General features: G+C 59.6%; 17 protein-coding genes. 5 read left to right on the top strand and 12 right to left on the bottom strand.

The window, feature by feature from the left end; all coding sequences use genetic code 11:
* Positions 1–6: 6 nt before the first annotated feature.
* Entirely contained in the window at positions 7–1476 is a 1470-nt protein-coding gene (gene guaB / locus PHW99_RS00725) for an IMP dehydrogenase (protein WP_300172734.1), read from the bottom strand.
* Between the two features lie 111 nt (positions 1477–1587).
* On the opposite strand from guaB, the gene PHW99_RS00720 reads away from it, so the two are divergent.
* Positions 1588–2124 carry a DUF4124 domain-containing protein gene (locus PHW99_RS00720; protein WP_300172732.1) on the top strand — a complete coding sequence of 179 codons (537 nt, stop codon included), beginning with the start codon at positions 1588–1590 and terminating at the stop codon, positions 2122–2124.
* A gap of 22 nt (positions 2125–2146) precedes the next feature.
* Here the strand turns inward: PHW99_RS00720 and PHW99_RS00715 are convergent, their stop codons facing one another.
* Positions 2147–2476: an RnfH family protein gene (locus PHW99_RS00715; protein WP_300172730.1), complete on the bottom strand. Its 330-nt coding sequence runs from the start codon at positions 2474–2476 to the stop codon at positions 2147–2149.
* A 9-nt stretch (positions 2477–2485) separates the two neighbouring features.
* Positions 2486–2923 (bottom strand): type II toxin-antitoxin system RatA family toxin, encoded by a 438-nt coding sequence (locus PHW99_RS00710; RefSeq protein ID WP_300172728.1) that lies wholly within the window; start codon positions 2921–2923, stop codon positions 2486–2488.
* Between the two features lie 68 nt (positions 2924–2991).
* Here PHW99_RS00710 and smpB point away from each other — a divergent pair, with 68 nt between their 5' ends.
* The 4 genes from smpB (at position 2992) to PHW99_RS00690 (ending at position 5384) form a co-directional block, all read left to right on the top strand.
* The gene (gene smpB, locus PHW99_RS00705) at positions 2992–3465 is read left to right on the top strand and encodes an SsrA-binding protein SmpB (RefSeq protein WP_300172726.1); all 474 of its coding nucleotides are present in this window, start codon (positions 2992–2994) and stop codon (positions 3463–3465) included.
* A gap of 93 nt (positions 3466–3558) precedes the next feature.
* Positions 3559–3942, top strand: a complete 384-nt coding sequence (locus PHW99_RS00700) for a hypothetical protein (protein WP_300172724.1) — start codon at positions 3559–3561, stop codon at positions 3940–3942.
* Between the two features lie 51 nt (positions 3943–3993).
* Positions 3994–4542, top strand: coding sequence for an RNA polymerase sigma factor (locus tag PHW99_RS00695; RefSeq protein WP_300172723.1), 549 nt, complete (start codon positions 3994–3996; stop codon positions 4540–4542).
* A gap of 38 nt (positions 4543–4580) precedes the next feature.
* Entirely contained in the window at positions 4581–5384 is an 804-nt protein-coding gene (locus PHW99_RS00690; RefSeq protein WP_366912858.1) for an anti-sigma factor, read from the top strand.
* Between the two features lie 3 nt (positions 5385–5387).
* On the opposite strand, the gene PHW99_RS00685 is transcribed toward PHW99_RS00690, so the two are convergent.
* The 9 genes from PHW99_RS00685 to PHW99_RS00645 all read right to left on the bottom strand — a co-directional run.
* Positions 5388–6491: an enoyl-CoA hydratase/isomerase family protein gene (locus PHW99_RS00685; RefSeq protein WP_300172719.1), complete on the bottom strand. Its 1104-nt coding sequence runs from the start codon at positions 6489–6491 to the stop codon at positions 5388–5390.
* Complete coding sequence (locus tag PHW99_RS00680) at positions 6479–7363, bottom strand: DMT family transporter (RefSeq protein ID WP_300172717.1); 885 nt, start codon at positions 7361–7363, stop codon at positions 6479–6481. Before PHW99_RS00680 ends, PHW99_RS00685 begins: the two co-directional genes overlap by 13 nt.
* A gap of 129 nt (positions 7364–7492) precedes the next feature.
* On the bottom strand, positions 7493–9319 hold the full coding sequence (gene typA / locus PHW99_RS00675) for a translational GTPase TypA (protein ID WP_300172715.1): 1827 nt from the start codon (positions 9317–9319) through the stop codon (positions 7493–7495).
* 11 nt (positions 9320–9330) lie between these two features.
* Positions 9331–10347 carry a tRNA pseudouridine(55) synthase TruB gene (gene truB, locus PHW99_RS00670; RefSeq protein ID WP_300172713.1) on the bottom strand — a complete coding sequence of 339 codons (1017 nt, stop codon included), beginning with the start codon at positions 10345–10347 and terminating at the stop codon, positions 9331–9333.
* A gap of 5 nt (positions 10348–10352) precedes the next feature.
* Positions 10353–10721, bottom strand: a complete 369-nt coding sequence (gene rbfA, locus PHW99_RS00665) for a 30S ribosome-binding factor RbfA (protein WP_300172712.1) — start codon at positions 10719–10721, stop codon at positions 10353–10355.
* 17 nt (positions 10722–10738) lie between these two features.
* On the bottom strand, positions 10739–13678 hold the full coding sequence (infB, locus tag PHW99_RS00660) for a translation initiation factor IF-2 (protein ID WP_300172710.1): 2940 nt from the start codon (positions 13676–13678) through the stop codon (positions 10739–10741).
* 79 nt (positions 13679–13757) lie between these two features.
* Complete coding sequence (gene nusA / locus PHW99_RS00655) at positions 13758–15257, bottom strand: transcription termination factor NusA (protein ID WP_300172708.1); 1500 nt, start codon at positions 15255–15257, stop codon at positions 13758–13760.
* A gap of 17 nt (positions 15258–15274) precedes the next feature.
* Complete coding sequence (gene rimP, locus PHW99_RS00650) at positions 15275–15901, bottom strand: ribosome maturation factor RimP (protein ID WP_300172707.1); 627 nt, start codon at positions 15899–15901, stop codon at positions 15275–15277.
* Between the two features lie 135 nt (positions 15902–16036).
* The coding region (locus tag PHW99_RS00645) for an ATP-binding cassette domain-containing protein (RefSeq protein WP_300172705.1) at positions 16037–16567 on the bottom strand (531 nt) is incomplete at its 5' end.

Below are 16567 nucleotides of genomic sequence, written 5' to 3'. Positions count from 1 at the left end.
TGGCGTTTACTCGGCGCGGTAGTTGGGTGCTTCTTTGGTGATCTGCACGTCGTGAACATGGCTCTCGCGAATGCCTGCTGCCGTGATTTCCACAAATTCGGCCTTGTTTTGCATCTCCTCAACCGTGGCGCAGCCACAGTAGCCCATGCTGGCACGCAAGCCTCCAGCCATCTGGTAAATGATGGCGACCATGGAACCCTTGTACGGCACACGCCCTTCAATACCTTCGGGCACCAGCTTGTCAGCATTGGGATTGCCGGTACTCGACTCCTGGAAATAGCGGTCAGCACTGCCCTGTTGCATGGCGCCAATCGACCCCATGCCACGATAACTCTTGTAGCTGCGCCCCTGGAACAGAATGACTTCCCCCGGTGCCTCTTCGGTACCGGCAAACATGCCGCCCATCATCACCGAACCGGCGCCTGCGGCAATGGCCTTGGCGATGTCTCCGCTGAAACGGATACCACCGTCGGCAATCAGCGGAACACCCGTGCCCTTGAGCGCTGTGGCTACGCTGTCGATGGCCATGATTTGTGGCACGCCAACGCCCGCCACGATGCGGGTGGTACAGATCGACCCGGGGCCAATGCCCACTTTGACAGCATCAGCACCAGCGTCGACCAGAGCCAAGGCAGCAGCGCCGGTGGCGATATTGCCGCCAATCACGTCCACTTGGGGGAAGTTCTGTTTGACCCAGCGCACCCGATCAATCACGCCCTTGCTATGGCCGTGGGCGGTGTCCACCACAATGGCGTCGACCCCGGCCCGGGCCAGCAACTCCACCCGCTCTTCGGTGCCCTCACCCACCCCAACGGCGGCGGCCACACGCAATTTGCCCTGGGCGTCACGCGCTGCATTGGGAAAGCTGGTCTGTTTGGTGATGTCCTTGACAGTGATCAAGCCTTTGAGTTCAAAGGCGTCATTGACCACCAGCAGGCGTTCAATCTTGTGCTGGTTCAGCAAAACCTTGGCCTCGGTGATGGTGGTGCCATCGGGCACGGTGATCAGCCGCTCCCGCGGCGTCATGATGTGACTCACCGGCAGGTCATAACGGGTCTCGAAGCGCAAATCGCGGCCGGTGACAATGCCTGCCACCTTGCCACCGTCCATCACCGGGAAGCCCGATACGCCCAATTGTTCGGACAACGCCATGACCTGGCGCACGGTGTGCTGCGGGGTGATGACCACCGGATCACGCAACACCCCGGATTCATAACGTTTGACCTTGGCCACCTTGGCGGCCTGCTGTTGCGCCGTCATGTTCTTGTGCACCACACCAATGCCGCCCTCCTGGGCAATGGCAATGGCTAGGCGCGACTCTGTCACGGTGTCCATGGCGGCAGACACCAAGGGCAGGTTCAGGGCAATGTTGCGGGTAAAACGGGTGGCGAGGGAGGTGTCCTTCGGAAGGACCTGGGAGTACGCTGGCACCAACAAAACATCGTCGAAGGTGAGCGCTTTGCCAATCAGGCGCATAGGTGTTAGCTCCAAATCGTCAATTGTATCTGGCGCGGGCGCAAGCTGGTTTGCCAAGGTAGCCAAGTCTGCAGGAAAACCCTAATGCACAGTGGCATAAACTCGCCCCTCATGAAACAACTGATCCGCCTGATTCTTGTGGTGACTGCCGGTTTGCTGGCTTCCAACGCCTTGGCCCAGTGGCAATGGCTGGACAAGGATGGACGCAAAGTGTTCAGTGACCGCCCGCCGCCTGCCAGCGTGCCAGAAAAGAGCATTCTCAAACGGCCCGGGCAACTTCCTCTTGCTACCTCGAGCAACGACGCCGCAACCGCCCAGCTGCCAGCATCCGGAGTCTCCGCACCAGTTGCTGCGGCCCCTCAATCTGCTGCCAGCACCCCGAAAATCAGCGGCCTGGACAAGGATTTGGCTGAGAAAAAAAAGAAGGCAGAGCAGGCTGAATCCGACAAACGCAAGGCCGAAGAAGACCGTCTTCGCAAAACGCGGGCCGAAAATTGCAACCGGGCCAAACTGGCCAAAAGCGGACTGGATTCCGGCGTCCGGTTGGCGCGCATCAATGCACAGGGCGAACGTGAAATCCTGGACGATGCTGCCCGCGCCGCCGAAAGCAAACGCATTCAAGCCATCATTGACGCCGACTGCAAATAGCCACGTCCGGCAGACGCCTGATTCAATAACCGGCTTTGGCGCCGGGACGTTTTTTGACAAACAGTCCGGCAGCACCTGCACCCTGTTTGACAAAACGTTCACGCCGCGCCACTTTGGGGTCGACCCGCAAGGGTCGATACACCTCTACACGATCCTGCTCACGCAGCAACTGTTGGAGGTTGACCTTGCGCCCCCACACCCCGATCAGGAGATGCGGATGGTCAATTTCAGGGTATTTCTGCAACAAGCCGCTTTGCTGCAAAGCCTGCAGAACGCTGCAGGGTTCTGCCAAGGTCAGCACCACTTCATCCGTCTGACGTGGCCCGGGCGCGTAGATCACTGTGACCTGCATGGCCCCACTTCACTCTCCATAGACCTGTTTGGCCCGCTTGACAAAGGCATCCACCATGCTGCCGGCGATCTTGTCAAACACCGGGCTGATCAGCTTGCCCAGCGAGTTGTCAAAACCGTAGGTCAGGCTCAACTCGACCTTGCAGGCCCGCTGCTCGCCGCCGAGCGCGATGAAGTTCCATTCACCTTCCAGCTTGGAAAAGGGGCCGTTGACCAAGTTGATCACGACCTGCTGGTCAGGCACATGAACGTTTTGGGTGCTGAAGGTCTGGCGGATACCACTAAAGGCAATGCCGATTTCTGCCAGCATACCGTTTTCTTCCAGCGTCACCACCCGCGCTTTGTCACACCACGGCAAAAACTGCGGATAGGCGTCCACATCAATGACCAGCCGGTACATTTCAGCTGGGCTGTACCAGATCAGGACAGATTTTTTGACAGTTTTCATAGAATGGCGGTTTGCGCCGGATTGTAGTCAAGCCTGGATCGCATTCACTTTCACCTGATGTTCGCCCCATGGCCAAAAAACCCGATACCGCAACCCGCATCGCCGACAACAAAAAGGCTGCCTTCAACTATTTTTTCGAGGAACGCTTTGAAGCCGGCATCGTGCTGGAAGGTTGGGAAGTGAAATCCTTGCGCGAGGGCAAGGTCCAGCTGACCGACGGGTATGTGGTGATTCGCCAAGGCGAGTTGTTCATCATCGGCCTGCAGATCAACCCCTTGGGCACCGCATCCACCCACATCAGCCCGGACAAGCAACGCACCCGCAAGCTGCTGATGCACAAGGACGAGATCAAGCGACTGATTGGCAAGGTGGAACAAAAAGGCTACACCCTGGTGCCGATCAACCTGCACTGGAAAAATGGCAAGATCAAATGCGAGATTGCCCTGGCCAAAGGCAAGGCAGAACACGATAAACGCGACACCATCAAGGACCGTGAGGGTAAGCGCGAGGTGGAACGGGTCATGAAATCGCGGCAGCGCTGAATTTTTTTGAGTGGCAGCGGGAATAAAGCTGCGGAAATGGCTGTTCATGTGTGTGCAGACACTTGTTTGTGACCAACCCATCAGGAGTTCACCATGAAATGGATTTCACGTACCGCTTTCACCCTGTCCCTCAGCCTGGCTACCTTGGCTGGATGTGCCTCGATGTCGTCTGCCCCGGCCCAGGTGTCAGACGGTGTGTTGGTTGGCCCCAGCGGGATGACGCTCTACACCTTTGACAAGGACGTGGCCGGTAGCGGCAAGTCAGTCTGCAATGGTCCATGCGCCACCAACTGGCCGCCCCTGAAGGCCGAACAAGGTGCCGTGGCGCAAGGCGACTTCAGCATCATCACCCGCGACGACGGCAGCCAGCAATGGGCCGTCAAGGGCAAACCAGTTTATTACTGGGTCAAGGACAGCAAACCCGGTGACAAAACCGGTGACGGCTTCAACAAGGTCTGGCAGGTTGCCAGACCCTGATGTGGTGGCCCTGCCGGATCGTCCAACGACCTTTGACCTGCGTCACGGTTGATGACCCGCGAACTGATGGTGGCCCAGATCCCGTCGCTGCGCCGTTACGCGCGGGCGCTCACGGGGGACGCCTGGGCGGCGGATGACCTGGTGCAGGACACGCTGGAGCGTGCCTGCAGCAAATGGCGTTTATGGGTCATCGGCTCCAATCTGCGCGCCTGGCTGTTCAGCGTGATGCACAACCTGTTTGTCAACCAGTTGCGCCAGCCCTCCGGGCCCCTGCGTGCCAACTTGGTGGATGTTGACGATGTCGCCCATGATTTACTGGCACCGGAGACGGACCCGGCATTGATGCTGGACCTGCAACGTTGCCTGCTGCGCCTGCCCCCGGAGCAACGCGAGGTGTTGTTGTTGGTCAGCCTGGAGGACCTGAGTTACGCCGAGGTGGCCAAGATCACTGGCATACCGATCGGTACCGTGATGTCGCGGCTGTCCCGCGCCCGCAGCCGCCTGCAGGAACTGATGGAAGCCCCACCCCAGCCCTTGGTGCCACAGGCTGGCAGCAACGACAAACCGGCCCGCCCATCCGCCTTGCGTCGCCTCAAATAGCTCAAGCCACTGACATGACTCACCAGCCGCCCCTCCCCTTGACCGATGATGAACTCCACGCTCTGGTTGACGGCCAGGGCACGCCAGACGAACTGGCAAAGTGGCAAGCCCGGCTGGTTCACGACCCGCAGGGTGCGGCCCGGCTGGCAGCATGGCAACAACAGCGTGACGCCCTGCGTTCGCTGCACCGCCAGGTGCTGGATGAAGCAGTGCCAGCAGCACTGCTGCGGGCCGCGCGGCAAACCGGGGCAGCACCAGCGCCGGGCCGTGCGTGGTGGCGTTATGGCGGTCTGGCAGCCAGCTTGGTCCTGGCCTTTGGCGGCGGCTGGTTGGCCCATTCCGGCTGGCAAACGGGTGGTTTTGGCCGCTTAGCCACCCCCAGGCTCGCCCAGGCGCAACTGGAACACCAGTTTGTGCGTCAGGCCAGTGTGGCGCACCGCGTTTATGTGCCCGAAGTGCGCCACCCAGTGGAAGTCACCGCGCAGGACCAGGCCCACCTGGTGCAGTGGTTGTCCAAGCGCCTGGGCAAGCCGCTCAAAGTCCCCAGCCTGACGGCCCAAGGTTTTGAGCTGGTGGGCGGCCGCCTGCTGCCTGGCGACGATGGGGCCAGGGCGCAATTCATGTTCCAGAATGCCGCCGGTAGCCGGGTCACGCTGTACCTCGGGGCGATGGATGCGGCTCCCATGGGCGATACCCAGGCGTCCACCAGCTTCCGCTACAGCCCCCAGGCTGGGGTGCCAAGTTTTTACTGGGCCGATCAGGGCTTGGCTTATGCGCTGGCTGGCCAGGTGCCGCGCGAGGTGCTGATGGCGCTGGCAGAGGCGGTTTACCACCAGCTCTGACCATCAGGCCAATTGCCGCAGCGGGTGACTGTGCGCGGCCCAGGGGCTGTCAAAAAACGGCTGCACCATCGCCGGGGTGACGTCTTCAATACGTGCGGGTGACCACTGAGGCTGGTGGTCCTTGTCAATCACCAAGGCCCGAATCCCCTCGGCGGTGTCGGTCTGGGCGCTGCTGCGACCCAGGTGGCGGGGGAAAAAGCTGTGCCGGATCATGTCACGCTCCATGCGCAAATCCTGCGCCACGTTGAGAGAGCGCGCGCGGCGGACTTGCTCCAAAGCCACATGCAGCATCAGCGGCGAACGCTGGCGCAACAAGGCCGCCGTGTCGCGCGCCCAGTCGGAGGCATCGGCCTCCAATGCCGCCACCATGGCCCGCACCGAAGGTTGCGAAAAATAATGATCAATCTGGTCTCTAGCCCGCGTAAAACATCCGTCTTTAGCTACTGAAAATGTAGCAATCAACGAATCCAGGCTGGCTTCGTCGCAGGATGGCAGTTGGGCCAGCGCTTCCCACAACGCTGCCTGTTGATCCGCGGCAAGCTGATGGTCGGCCAACCCGAGTGCCATGGCCTCAGCGGCATTCAGGGGGGTGCCGGTCAGGGCCAGCCATTCACCCGTGTGGCCCGGGCAGCGGCTCAGGAAATAACCACCGCCCACGTCGGGAAACAGGCCAATGAGGGTTTCCGGCATGGCCAGTTTGGAGCGCTCGGTGACCAGCCGGTGCGAGGCGCCCTGACTCAGGCCCATGCCGCCTCCCATCACCACGCCGTCCATGAAGGCGATGTAGGGTTTGGGATAGGTGTGGACCAGGTGGTTGAGGGTGTATTCCTCGGTGAAAAAATCTTCCGGCGTTGGGTCGCCAGACAGCAAGGCTTGATGAAAAAAACGAATGTCACCGCCAGCGCAAAAGGCGCCAAAAGGCCCGGCCTTGTTGCAGCCCCGAATCGCCACCGCCTGCACCCGGGGGTCATCGCGCCAGGCCAGCAGGCAGTGGGTCAACCCCCGGATCATCGGCAGATTCAGGGCATTGAGGGCAGCCGCGCGATTCAGGGTGATGAAACCAACGTGACCACGAACCTGCGTCATCACTTCATTCACTGTCCCCATGCCCTGCCCCTCCATGCCACCAGCTCATTGGCCACCAGCGCGCCAATCACCAGCGCCCCGCCCACCAGCACATCGCGGCCAGGTGCCTCACCAGCGCCAACCCAGGCCAGCAAAATGCCGAAAATCACCTCCAGCAGCCCCAGCAAGGCCACTTCCGGTGCCTTGAGCACCCGGGTACACATCACCGCCAGCACGCAGGGAATGGCCAGCTGTACCAATCCCAGGCCAAACAGCAGGCCCAGATCATGTGGGGAAGCCTGCAGCGGCCAAGCCAGCGGCAGGGTCACCAGCGAGGAGATCACCCCGCCGATCAAGACGGCTGGAATCAGGTCCACGTCATGACCCTGGGCATGTGAATGCTGGGTCAACGTCCAGTTGGCGGCGCCGGAAATCGGCACACACAGACTCACCAGCGTGCCCACCAGACTGATACCCTGTTCCAGCTGACTGCCGTACATGTAGACAATGCCACAACCCGCCACCAGGATGGCCATCCAGGTCCGCAGCGGAATCTGGTGGCCGATGAAGATGCGGGCCGCCAGCGCGGTCAGCAACGGGGTCATGGACATGGTGATCAGCACATTGCCTACGGTGGTCAAGGTCAGTGCCAGCATGAAAAAGGTGAACATGCCAGCCCAGCACAGGCCTGAGAGCCACAAGGCGGCACCCCCGTGGCGCATGCGGGCAAACACGTCCCGCCCCTGCACCAGCGGCAGGATCACCAGCAGGCTCAGCACCGTGAAGAAACTGCGCCAGAACGTGACCTCAAAACTGCGGGCCTGCTCCAGATGGCGCGCCACCACACCGGCGGTGGACCACATCATGGTCACGGCCACCATCAGCAGGATGGCCCGGTTGTGACTGAGCTTCATGTTTCGCCTTGACGAAGAAAGTGAAAGACTGACGAGCCAAGAAAAAGACCGGCATTTCCGCATGAACAGCAATTCCGGTTGATGGGCTTAAGCGGCAGCACAATCGCTGGCCGCTTGCATCATCACGATTTATTCGCGGCTGGCGCGTTTGCGCTCATGCTCCTTCAGGTGACGTTTGCGCAGGCGCACCGATTTGGGCGTGATTTCAACCAGCTCATCGTCCTCGATAAATTCGACGCCGTATTCCAGCGTGAGTTCAATCGGGGGCGTGATCTTGATCGCATCTTCCTTGCCGGAGACCCGGAAGTTGGTCAGCTGCTTGGTCCGGGTGGCGTTGACCACCAGGTCGTTGTCGCGGTTGTGAATCCCCACGATCATGCCCTCGTACACCGGGTCGTTGGCCTTGACGAACATGCGACCACGGTCGTCGAGCTTGCCCAGGGCGTAGGTGAAGATTTCGCCGTCGTCCATGGAAATCAGCACGCCGTTCTTGCGGCCACCGATGTCGCCCTTGTGCGGCTCGTAGCAGTCAAAGATGTTGGCAATCAGGCCGGAGCCACGGGTCAGGTTTAGGAACTCGTTGGAGAAACCAATCAGGCCACGTGCCGGGATGCGGTACTCCAGGCGGACACGACCACGGCCGTCCGGCTCCATGTTGACCAGTTCACCCTTGCGTTCACCAAGTGCCTGCATCACGCCACCCTGGTGCTGCTCTTCGATGTCGGCGGTCACCAGCTCGATGGGTTCACATTTCTCGCCGTTGATCTCCTTGAACATCACGCGGGGCTTGGAAACGGCCATTTCGTAGCCTTCGCGGCGCATGTTTTCCAGCAGGATGGTCAGGTGCAGTTCACCGCGGCCCATGACTTCAAAGATACCTTCTTCGTCGGTTTCATTGACGCGCAGAGCCACGTTGTGCTGCAGCTCTTTTTGCAGACGATCCCAGATTTGGCGGCTGGTGACAAACTTGCCTTCACGACCCGCCAGCGGGCTGGTGTTGACGCAAAAATTCATGGTCAGCGTCGGCTCGTCCACCTTGAGCATGGGCAGCGGTGCGGGGGTCTGTGGATCGGTCACGGTCACGCCGATACCGATGTCGGCAATGCCGTTGATCAACACGATTTCACCGGGGCCGGCTTCGGTGGTCTGCACACGGTCCAGCCCCTGGAAGGTCAATACCTGATTCACCCGGCCCTTGACGGTTTTGCCGTCCGGACCTTCCATGACCACCACGTCCATGTTGGGCTTGATCGTGCCCTGGCTGATGCGGCCCACGCCGATACGCCCGACAAAGGTCGAAAAGTCAAGTGCGGAAATTTGCAATTGCAGCGGTGCGGCAGGATCACCCTGTTGGTGCGGCACATGTTTCAGGATGGTATTGAACAGGGCCGACATGTCGGGGCCCCACTGTTCACCAGGCTCACCCTCTTCCAGCGAGGACCAGCCGTTGATGCCCGAGGCGTACACCACCGGAAAGTCGAGTTGTTCGTCAGTGGCCCCGAGCTTGTCGAACAAGTCGAAGGCGGCATTGACCACCTTGTCTGGGTTGGCACCGGGCTTGTCGACCTTGTTGACCACCAGGATCGGGCGCAGACCCAGGGCCAAGGCTTTCTTGGTCACAAAACGAGTTTGCGGCATCGGGCCTTCTTGGGCATCGATCAACAGCACCACACCGTCCACCATGGACAGGGCGCGCTCGACTTCACCACCGAAGTCCGCGTGGCCGGGGGTGTCAACGATGTTGATGTGAGTGCCTTCCCAGCTCACAGCACAGTTCTTGGCCAGGATCGTGATGCCACGCTCTTTTTCAATGGCGTTGTTGTCCATCACGGTGTCAACCACCTTTTCGTGCTCGGCAAAGGTGCCGGACTGGCGCAACAGTTGGTCCACCATGGTGGTCTTGCCATGGTCAACGTGGGCGATGATGGCAATGTTTCGGATTTGTTTATGGGACATGGTTCACTTTCTTAAAGGGTTGGGACCGAACTGGCGTTGTCGCTCAGGCCCGTCATGGATTCAGCGGTGGAGGCAGCCACCTGGTTCTTCTGTTTCATCTGTTCAATTTCAAGGGGACTGAGCAAGCGCACGGGAATCAGTTCGCCTGCGGTCACGCGGGCCGTCCCCAGCAGCACCGCACCACCTTCGGCATACACCGCCACCCGTTCGGCATCCGGCCAGGCTCCCCGGCGACGCAAGCCACTGAGGAACCGGGCGGCATTGTCGTCATCGAGTGTGACCACCGTGTGATCCGTCAACAAACTGGCAACCGGCTGCAGGCAAGCCAGCCGTTCTGTTTCACTCATGGCCTCCAGCGCTTCCAGCGTGACACATTGCGACACGTCGAAACCACCGGTGCCAATCCGGCGCAGCGCGGTCAAATGGGCGCCGCAGCCAAGCGCCTCTCCCAGATCTTCACCCAAGGTGCGGATATAGGTGCCTTTGCTGCATTTTACTATCATACTGATAGCTTCTTGACCAGATTCTACGCGGGCTAGAGCCATATTTAATGCATAAATGGTGACGGGACGAGCCACCCGCTCCACTTCCAGACCGGCACGGGCGTATTCATACAGCGCCTTGCCGTCCTTTTTCAGCGCACTGTGCATGGGCGGCACTTGCTGGATCAGTCCGGTGAATTGCCTGGCGACACGCGTCACGTCCTCGGGCATCACGGCCACCGGTCGGGTGGCGATGACTTCCCCTTCAGCGTCACCCGTGCTGGTTTTGACACCCAGGCGCATCACCGCCTCGTAGGTCTTGTCGGCGTCAAGCTGCAGTTGGCTGAACTTGGTGGCAGCGCCAAAACACAGGGGCAACACACCACTGGCCAGAGGATCGAGCGTGCCGGTGTGACCGGCTTTTTCCGCACGCAACAACCACTTCACCTTTTGCAAGATGTCGTTGCTGGACCAGCCCAGAGGCTTGTCCAAGAGCAGCACCCCATGCACGGGGCGCCTGGCAACCCGTGCACGTGGCGCATTCATGGGGTTCAGTCCTCTTTGGCTCGCGAGGCCACCGCACGCGCAATCAGCGCGTTCATGTCAGCCGCGCGCTCTGGCGTCTGGTCGTAGACAAAGTGCAGGGTCGGCACGGTATGAATGTGCAGCCGCTTGAACAGGCCAGCGCGCAAAAAACCAGCGGCCTGATTCAACCCTTCGGCACACTGCTTGGGGTCACCCGCCAACAGGCTGAAAAACACCTTGGCGTGGGCGTAATCGGGGGTGACCTCCACGCCCTGAAGCGTCACCATGCCAACCCGCGGGTCCTTCAACTCACGCGCGATCAGTTCGGTCAGATCACGCTGGATCTGATCGGCGACCTTGAAGGCACGGTTGGGTGTGGCTGACTTTTTACGCACGGGTTGTTTCCATCAGATCACAAGGTCCGTGCCACTTCACGGATCTCGAAGAACTCCAGAACGTCACCTTCCTGGATGTCGTTGTAGTTCTTGATGTTCAAACCGCAATCAAAGCCTTCGCGCACTTCCTTGGCGTCATCCTTGAAACGTTTGAGCGATTCGAGTTCGCCGGTATAGATGACCGTGTGATTGCGCAGCAGACGCAGCCGCGCCGTACGGCGAACCACGCCTGACGTGACCATACAACCGGCGATCGAACCAATCTTGGACACCTTGAAAATCTGGCGAATTTCAGCGGTACCAATGACTTCTTCTTTCTTGTCCGGTGTCAACATGCCCGACATCGCCAGCTTGAGATCGTCTACGGCGTCGTAAATGATGTCGTAATAACGAATATCGACCCCGCTGCTTTCGGCCAGCTTGCGGGCACCGGCATCCGCCCGGGTGTTGAACCCGATGATGACTGCTTTGGCAGCGATGGCCAGATTCACGTCCGACTCGCTGATTCCCCCCACGGCCGCGTAAACCAGCTGCACCTTGATTTCGTCGGTGGAGAGCTTGAGCAGGGACTGGGCCAAGGCTTCCTGCGAACCCTGCACGTCAGCCTTGACGATGATCGGCACCATCTTGACTTCGCCAGCCGTCATGTCGGTAAACATGTTCTCCAGCTTGGCCGCCTGTTGTTTGGCCAGTTTGGTGTGACGGAACTTGCCAGCGCGGTAGGTGGCGATTTCACGAGCCCGACGCTCGTCAGACAGCACCATGAACTCATCACCGGCCTGGGGTACTTCGGTCAAACCCTGAATTTCGACGGGAATCGACGGCCCGGCAGACTTGATGCTCTTGCCGTTTTCGTTGAGCATGGCGCGCACGCGGCCATAGGTTTGCCCGGCCAGCACCACGTCACCGGTTTTCAAGGTACCACTTTGCACCAGCACCGTGGCCACCGGCCCACGGCCCTTGTCGAGCTGGGCTTCAATCACCAGACCCTTGGCCATGGCATCCACCGGCGCCTTGAGCTCCAGCACCTCGGCCTGCAGCAGCACCTGCTCCAGCAATTCATCCACTCCCAAGCCGGTCTTGGAGGACACCGCCACAAAGGGTGAGTCGCCACCATATTCTTCGGGAACCACTTCCTCAACCACCAGCTCCTGCTTGACCCGATCCGGGTTGGCGTCGGGTTTGTCGGCCTTGGTGATGGCCACCACCATCGGTACACCGGCCGCTTTGGCGTGTTTGATGGCTTCCTTGGTTTGCGGCATCACACCGTCATCCGCAGCCACCACCAGAATCACAATGTCGGTGGCCTGGGCGCCACGCGCCCGCATGGCCGTGAACGCCTCGTGACCGGGGGTATCCAGGAACGACACCATACCGCGCGGCGTTTCCACATGGTAAGCACCAATGTGTTGGGTAATGCCACCGGCTTCACCCGAGGCCACCTTGGTGCGGCGGATGTAGTCCAGTAAGGAAGTTTTACCATGGTCAACGTGACCCATGACGGTGACAACCGGTGCCCGCGGCAAGGCTTCCGCCTGTTGTTGCGACACTTCGTCATCGGTGAAAGCTTCCGGATCATCCAGCGCCGCCACAATGGCTTTGTGTCCCATTTCCTCCACCACAATCATGGCGGTATCCTGGTCCAGCGGCTGATTGATGGTGACCATCTGGCCGAGTTTCATCAAATGTTTGATGACTTCCGAAGCCTTGACCGCCATTTTGTGGGCCAGTTCGGCCACGGTGATGGTTTCAGGCACATGCACCTCCAGCACGCGCGCCTCCACCGGGGCCATCTGCTGATGGCTGTGGTCTTCGCGATCTCGGTCATTGCTGCCACGGCGACCACGCGGACCACCGCGCCAGTTGCTGTTGCCACGGCCCGCTCCGGCACTCGTGTCACCACGGGTCGGAATGCCCTTTTTCTTGGCCGGATCACCAGCCCAGCTGCTGGAGAGTTTGGCTGATTTGACCTCTTTGCCGGCGCCAGCTGGCGCTGCCGCTGCGGCGGTAGCGGGTCCGGGCGCGGGTTTGGTGGTGGTGCCGCCTGCCGGTTTGTGCAACGTCCCCTTGATGCCGGCCTTGGCCGCTTCCGGCGCGGGTTTGGGCTCTTCCTTTTTGGGCGGCAGTTTTTTGCCGGGCTGGGACATCATCAGGCGAATGGCGGCCGCTTCGGCCTCCGCCTTGCGGCGGCGTTCATTCAGATCAACGGCACGAGCCTGCTCTTCCGCGGCGCGGGATTTGGATTCGGCAGCCGCCTTCTCTTTGGCCTGAGCCTGGGATTGTTGCTCGGCAGCAGCTTTTTCTGCAGCCTGAGCCATCGTGGCCGCGTTGGCGGCTTGGGCATCATTGCGCTGCCCAACGGTCTGGCTCGACTCCTCCGCAACCGTCTGTTGGGCCTGGGCTTTTTGCTGCTCGGCCAGATCCTGGGCCGCCTTGGCAGCCGCGCGTTCAGCCGCTTCCCGGGCTGCCGCTTCCTGTGCCTCACGCTGACGGCGGCGTTCGGCCAATTCCTCTTCCTGACGGCGGATCAGTTCTGCCTGACGACGCGCGTCTTCTTCACGACGCGCCAATTCGGCGTGATCAATCAACGCCGGCGCTTCAATGCTTTCTTCCTCTTGTACCGGTGCACTTGATGTTGCAGGCACATCCAGATTGTCATCCCGGCGCACAAAGGTGCGCTTCTTGCGCACTTCCACCTGGATCGTGCGGGCCTTGCCAGTTGCATCAGCCTGCTTGATTTCTGTGGTGGATTTTTTGACCAACGTGATTTTCTTGCGCTCGGACGACGCAGTCCCGTGGGCGCTCTGCAAGTATCCCAACAGCCGCTGTTTGTCAGCCTCTGTGAGGGTGTCGGTCGCGGCTGTTTTAGCCACGCCTGCCGACTTCAGTTGCTCTAGCAGGGTATCGGTTGATTTTTTGAGTTCACTGGCAAACTCGGCGACGGTCATACTGGACATTTGTTGGGTAACCTTTAGTTTCGGCTGGACAAGCCCGGTGGGTGTTGTTCAGCCTTTGCTGAAACTTAATTTTTCATGATCAAGACACTTGGGAAGCAGAGTCACCGGTAAACCAGTGCGCCCGTGCTTTCATGATCAACGACGTGGCATCTTCCTTGGATTGCCCGGTCATTTCCATGAGTTCATCCACCGCGAGATCAGCCAGATCATCCAGCGTGTGGACGCCAGTTTCTGCGAGTCGGCTGATCAGATCCGGGGTGATTCCTTCAAGGTCACGCAACTCCAGCGCCACCTCTTCCACATTTTCCTCGTTGGCAATCTCCATGGTCAACAAGGCATCCTTGGCACGGGTACGAAGTTCGTTCACCGTGTCTTCGTCAAAGCTTTCAATTTCCAGCATCTCTTCCAGCGGCACATAGGCGACCTGTTCGAGGCTGCTGAAGCCTTCGGCAATCAGCAGGTCAGCGATTTCTTCGTCGACATCCAGCTTTTCCATGAACAGCGCGCGGCTGGTATTGACTTCGGTGGCTTGTTTCTGAGCAGATTCCGCCGCATCCAGGATGTTGATTTTCCAGCCGGTCAGTTCGGCTGCCAGCCGCACATTCTGACCACCACGGCCAATGGCAATCGCCAGGTTTTCCTCATCCACCACCACATCCATGGCGTGACGTTCTTCGTCCACCACAATGCTGGTGACATTGGCAGGCGCCAGCGCGCCAATGACAAACTGGGCCGGATCCTCACTCCACAAAACAATGTCCACCCGCTCGCCAGCCAATTCATTGGTGACGCTGTTGACACGGGTACCACGCACGCCGACACAGGTGCCGATCGGATCCACCCGCTTGTCGTGCGACAACACGGCAATCTTGGCACGTGAACCAGCGTCACGGGCACAGGACTTGATCTCCAGCAGCCCTTGTTCAATTTCAGGCACTTCGTTGCGGAACAGCTCGATCATGAACTCCGGCGCGGAGCGAGACAACACAATCGGTGCGCCACGCAAGGTCAGATCCACTTCCATGATCATGGCGCGAACCCGGTCTCCGGTACGGAAATTTTCCTTCGGGATCATTTCCGAGCGACGCAAGCGGCCTTCCACGCGGCCTGACTCGACAATCAGATCACCCTTGTCCATGCGCTTGACGGTACCGACAAAAATCTTGTCCCCGCGTGACATGAAGTCGTTGAGCAGCATTTCACGCTCGGCATCACGGATTTTCTGCAGGATGACCTGTTTGGCTGCCATCGCGCCGATCCGGCCAATCGGCACCGACTCAATGGTTTCCTCAATGTATTCATCAACTTCGATGTCTGGAATCTGCTCCTTGGCTTCGAACAGCAGGATTTCCTGATCCGGCAATTGCAAACCTGCCTCATCCGGCACCACATGCCAACGGCGAAACGTCTCGTAAACACCGGTGTCACGGTTCAACGCCACGCGAATATCCACGTCGCCTTCGTAGAGTTTTTTTGTAGCCTGCGCCAGCGCCGCTTCCACCGCGCCAAACACCACATCACGCTCCACGTTCTTCTCACGTGAGATGGCGTCAACCAACATTAACATTTCGCGATTCATGCCATGACTCTCCTGTTTCAATTCAATTCAATGTTGTCGCCAGCAGCTTCGCCGGCCATGTGACCCCGACCCTTGAAACTGACAATCGGGGCCAGGCGGGCATCCCGCAATTCATCCAACGTAAAACCCAGGGCTTGCAACGGCGGCAGCGGGCGCTTTTTGCTGATTTTTGCACCTGGTTTGACCTCCGGCTCATCACGCCAGACGATTTGCCAACGCGCGACATCCATCTCGCCAGCCAGTGGCTCGGCATGCTCCAGCACCCCCCGAAACTTTTTGCGGTTGGCATTGACCTGGCCCGCAGCCGCAGCACCCAACGGCGCCTTGAGCGTGACATCAATCACCTGACCAGCAAAACGCTCAAAATCCTGCTGATGCCGCAAGGGCCGGTCAATGCCAGGAGAGGAGACCTCCAGGCGGCGGTACTCCACCGCCTCCACCTCCAGCGCAAATTGCAATTGCCGGGTGACTTTTTCGCAATCTTCTACCGTGACAAACTGTTCCGGAGCAAGCACACCATCAATCGCAGGCGTCCAAGGCAAGTCAATCGTGATACGCAGCAAACCACCGGCGGAACGTTCAATTTCCACCAGGTCATAGCCCAAGCCGGTTACCGTTTGTTCAACAATGTCTTTTAGCGCCACCAAAACCCCAGATCAAACTCTGTTTCATGCAAAAACAATCGACCAAAAAAAACGGGCGGAAGTGACTCGCCCGTTTGGTCGTGAAGCGGCGGATTGTACGCCAAATTCTGCAGAATGTCTTTGATTTTTAAGGATTTAGCCCGCAGCGTTCACCAATATTTGGGTATAAGCATGGCTCGGACGTGTCAACACGGTGTCTACCGGGCCGGACTCCAGCACCTGACCACCTTTCATGACGAGCACGTCGTGCGCCATGGCTCGTACCACCGCGACATCGTGTGTGATCAACAGGTAACTCAAACCACGCTCGCGCTGCAGTCGTTGCAGCAATTGCAACACCTGCTTTTGCACCGTCACGTCCAACGCGCTGGTGGGCTCATCCAGCAGCAGGACTCGCGGGTTGATGATCAGCGCCCGGGCAATGGCCAGCCGCTGACGTTGACCGCCTGAAAACTCATGCGGGTAACGCCCCAGCAACGAGGTCATCTCCTGGTCGCCCTGCGCGCCCAAACCAACGTCGCGCAGGGCCTGAATCACGCGTTGGCGCCGCTGATTCGATGGCAGCCGGGGTTCGTGCACCCCCAACCCTTCACCCACAATCTCTTCCACGGTCAGGCGTGGCGACAGGGATGAAAACGGGTCCTGGAAGACCACCTGAACCTGCCG

Origin of the sequence: Rhodoferax sp. (genome assembly GCF_028689305.1) — a bacterium.
Classification (GTDB): domain Bacteria; phylum Pseudomonadota; class Gammaproteobacteria; order Burkholderiales; family Burkholderiaceae_C; genus Rhodoferax.
Note: the sequence above shows the minus strand (reverse complement) of the source record. Positions and strands in the feature narration are given on the sequence as shown.

Excerpts from the sequence above, each read along its gene's own strand:
- guaB (WP_300172734.1), bottom strand. The coding sequence starts at position 1,476 with ATGCGCCTGATTGGCAAAGCGCTCACCTTCGACGATGTTTTGTTGGTG.
- PHW99_RS00720 (WP_300172732.1), top strand. The coding sequence starts at position 1,588 with ATGAAACAACTGATCCGCCTGATTCTTGTGGTGACTGCCGGTTTGCTG.
- PHW99_RS00715 (WP_300172730.1), bottom strand. The coding sequence starts at position 2,476 with ATGCAGGTCACAGTGATCTACGCGCCCGGGCCACGTCAGACGGATGAA.
- PHW99_RS00710 (WP_300172728.1), bottom strand. The coding sequence starts at position 2,923 with ATGAAAACTGTCAAAAAATCTGTCCTGATCTGGTACAGCCCAGCTGAA.
- smpB (WP_300172726.1), top strand. The coding sequence starts at position 2,992 with ATGGCCAAAAAACCCGATACCGCAACCCGCATCGCCGACAACAAAAAG.
- PHW99_RS00700 (WP_300172724.1), top strand. The coding sequence starts at position 3,559 with ATGAAATGGATTTCACGTACCGCTTTCACCCTGTCCCTCAGCCTGGCT.
- PHW99_RS00695 (WP_300172723.1), top strand. The coding sequence starts at position 3,994 with ATGACCCGCGAACTGATGGTGGCCCAGATCCCGTCGCTGCGCCGTTAC.
- PHW99_RS00685 (WP_300172719.1), bottom strand. The coding sequence starts at position 6,491 with ATGGGGACAGTGAATGAAGTGATGACGCAGGTTCGTGGTCACGTTGGT.
- PHW99_RS00680 (WP_300172717.1), bottom strand. The coding sequence starts at position 7,363 with ATGAAGCTCAGTCACAACCGGGCCATCCTGCTGATGGTGGCCGTGACC.
- typA (WP_300172715.1), bottom strand. The coding sequence starts at position 9,319 with ATGTCCCATAAACAAATCCGAAACATTGCCATCATCGCCCACGTTGAC.
- truB (WP_300172713.1), bottom strand. The coding sequence starts at position 10,347 with ATGAATGCGCCACGTGCACGGGTTGCCAGGCGCCCCGTGCATGGGGTG.
- infB (WP_300172710.1), bottom strand. The coding sequence starts at position 13,678 with ATGTCCAGTATGACCGTCGCCGAGTTTGCCAGTGAACTCAAAAAATCA.
- nusA (WP_300172708.1), bottom strand. The coding sequence starts at position 15,257 with ATGAATCGCGAAATGTTAATGTTGGTTGACGCCATCTCACGTGAGAAG.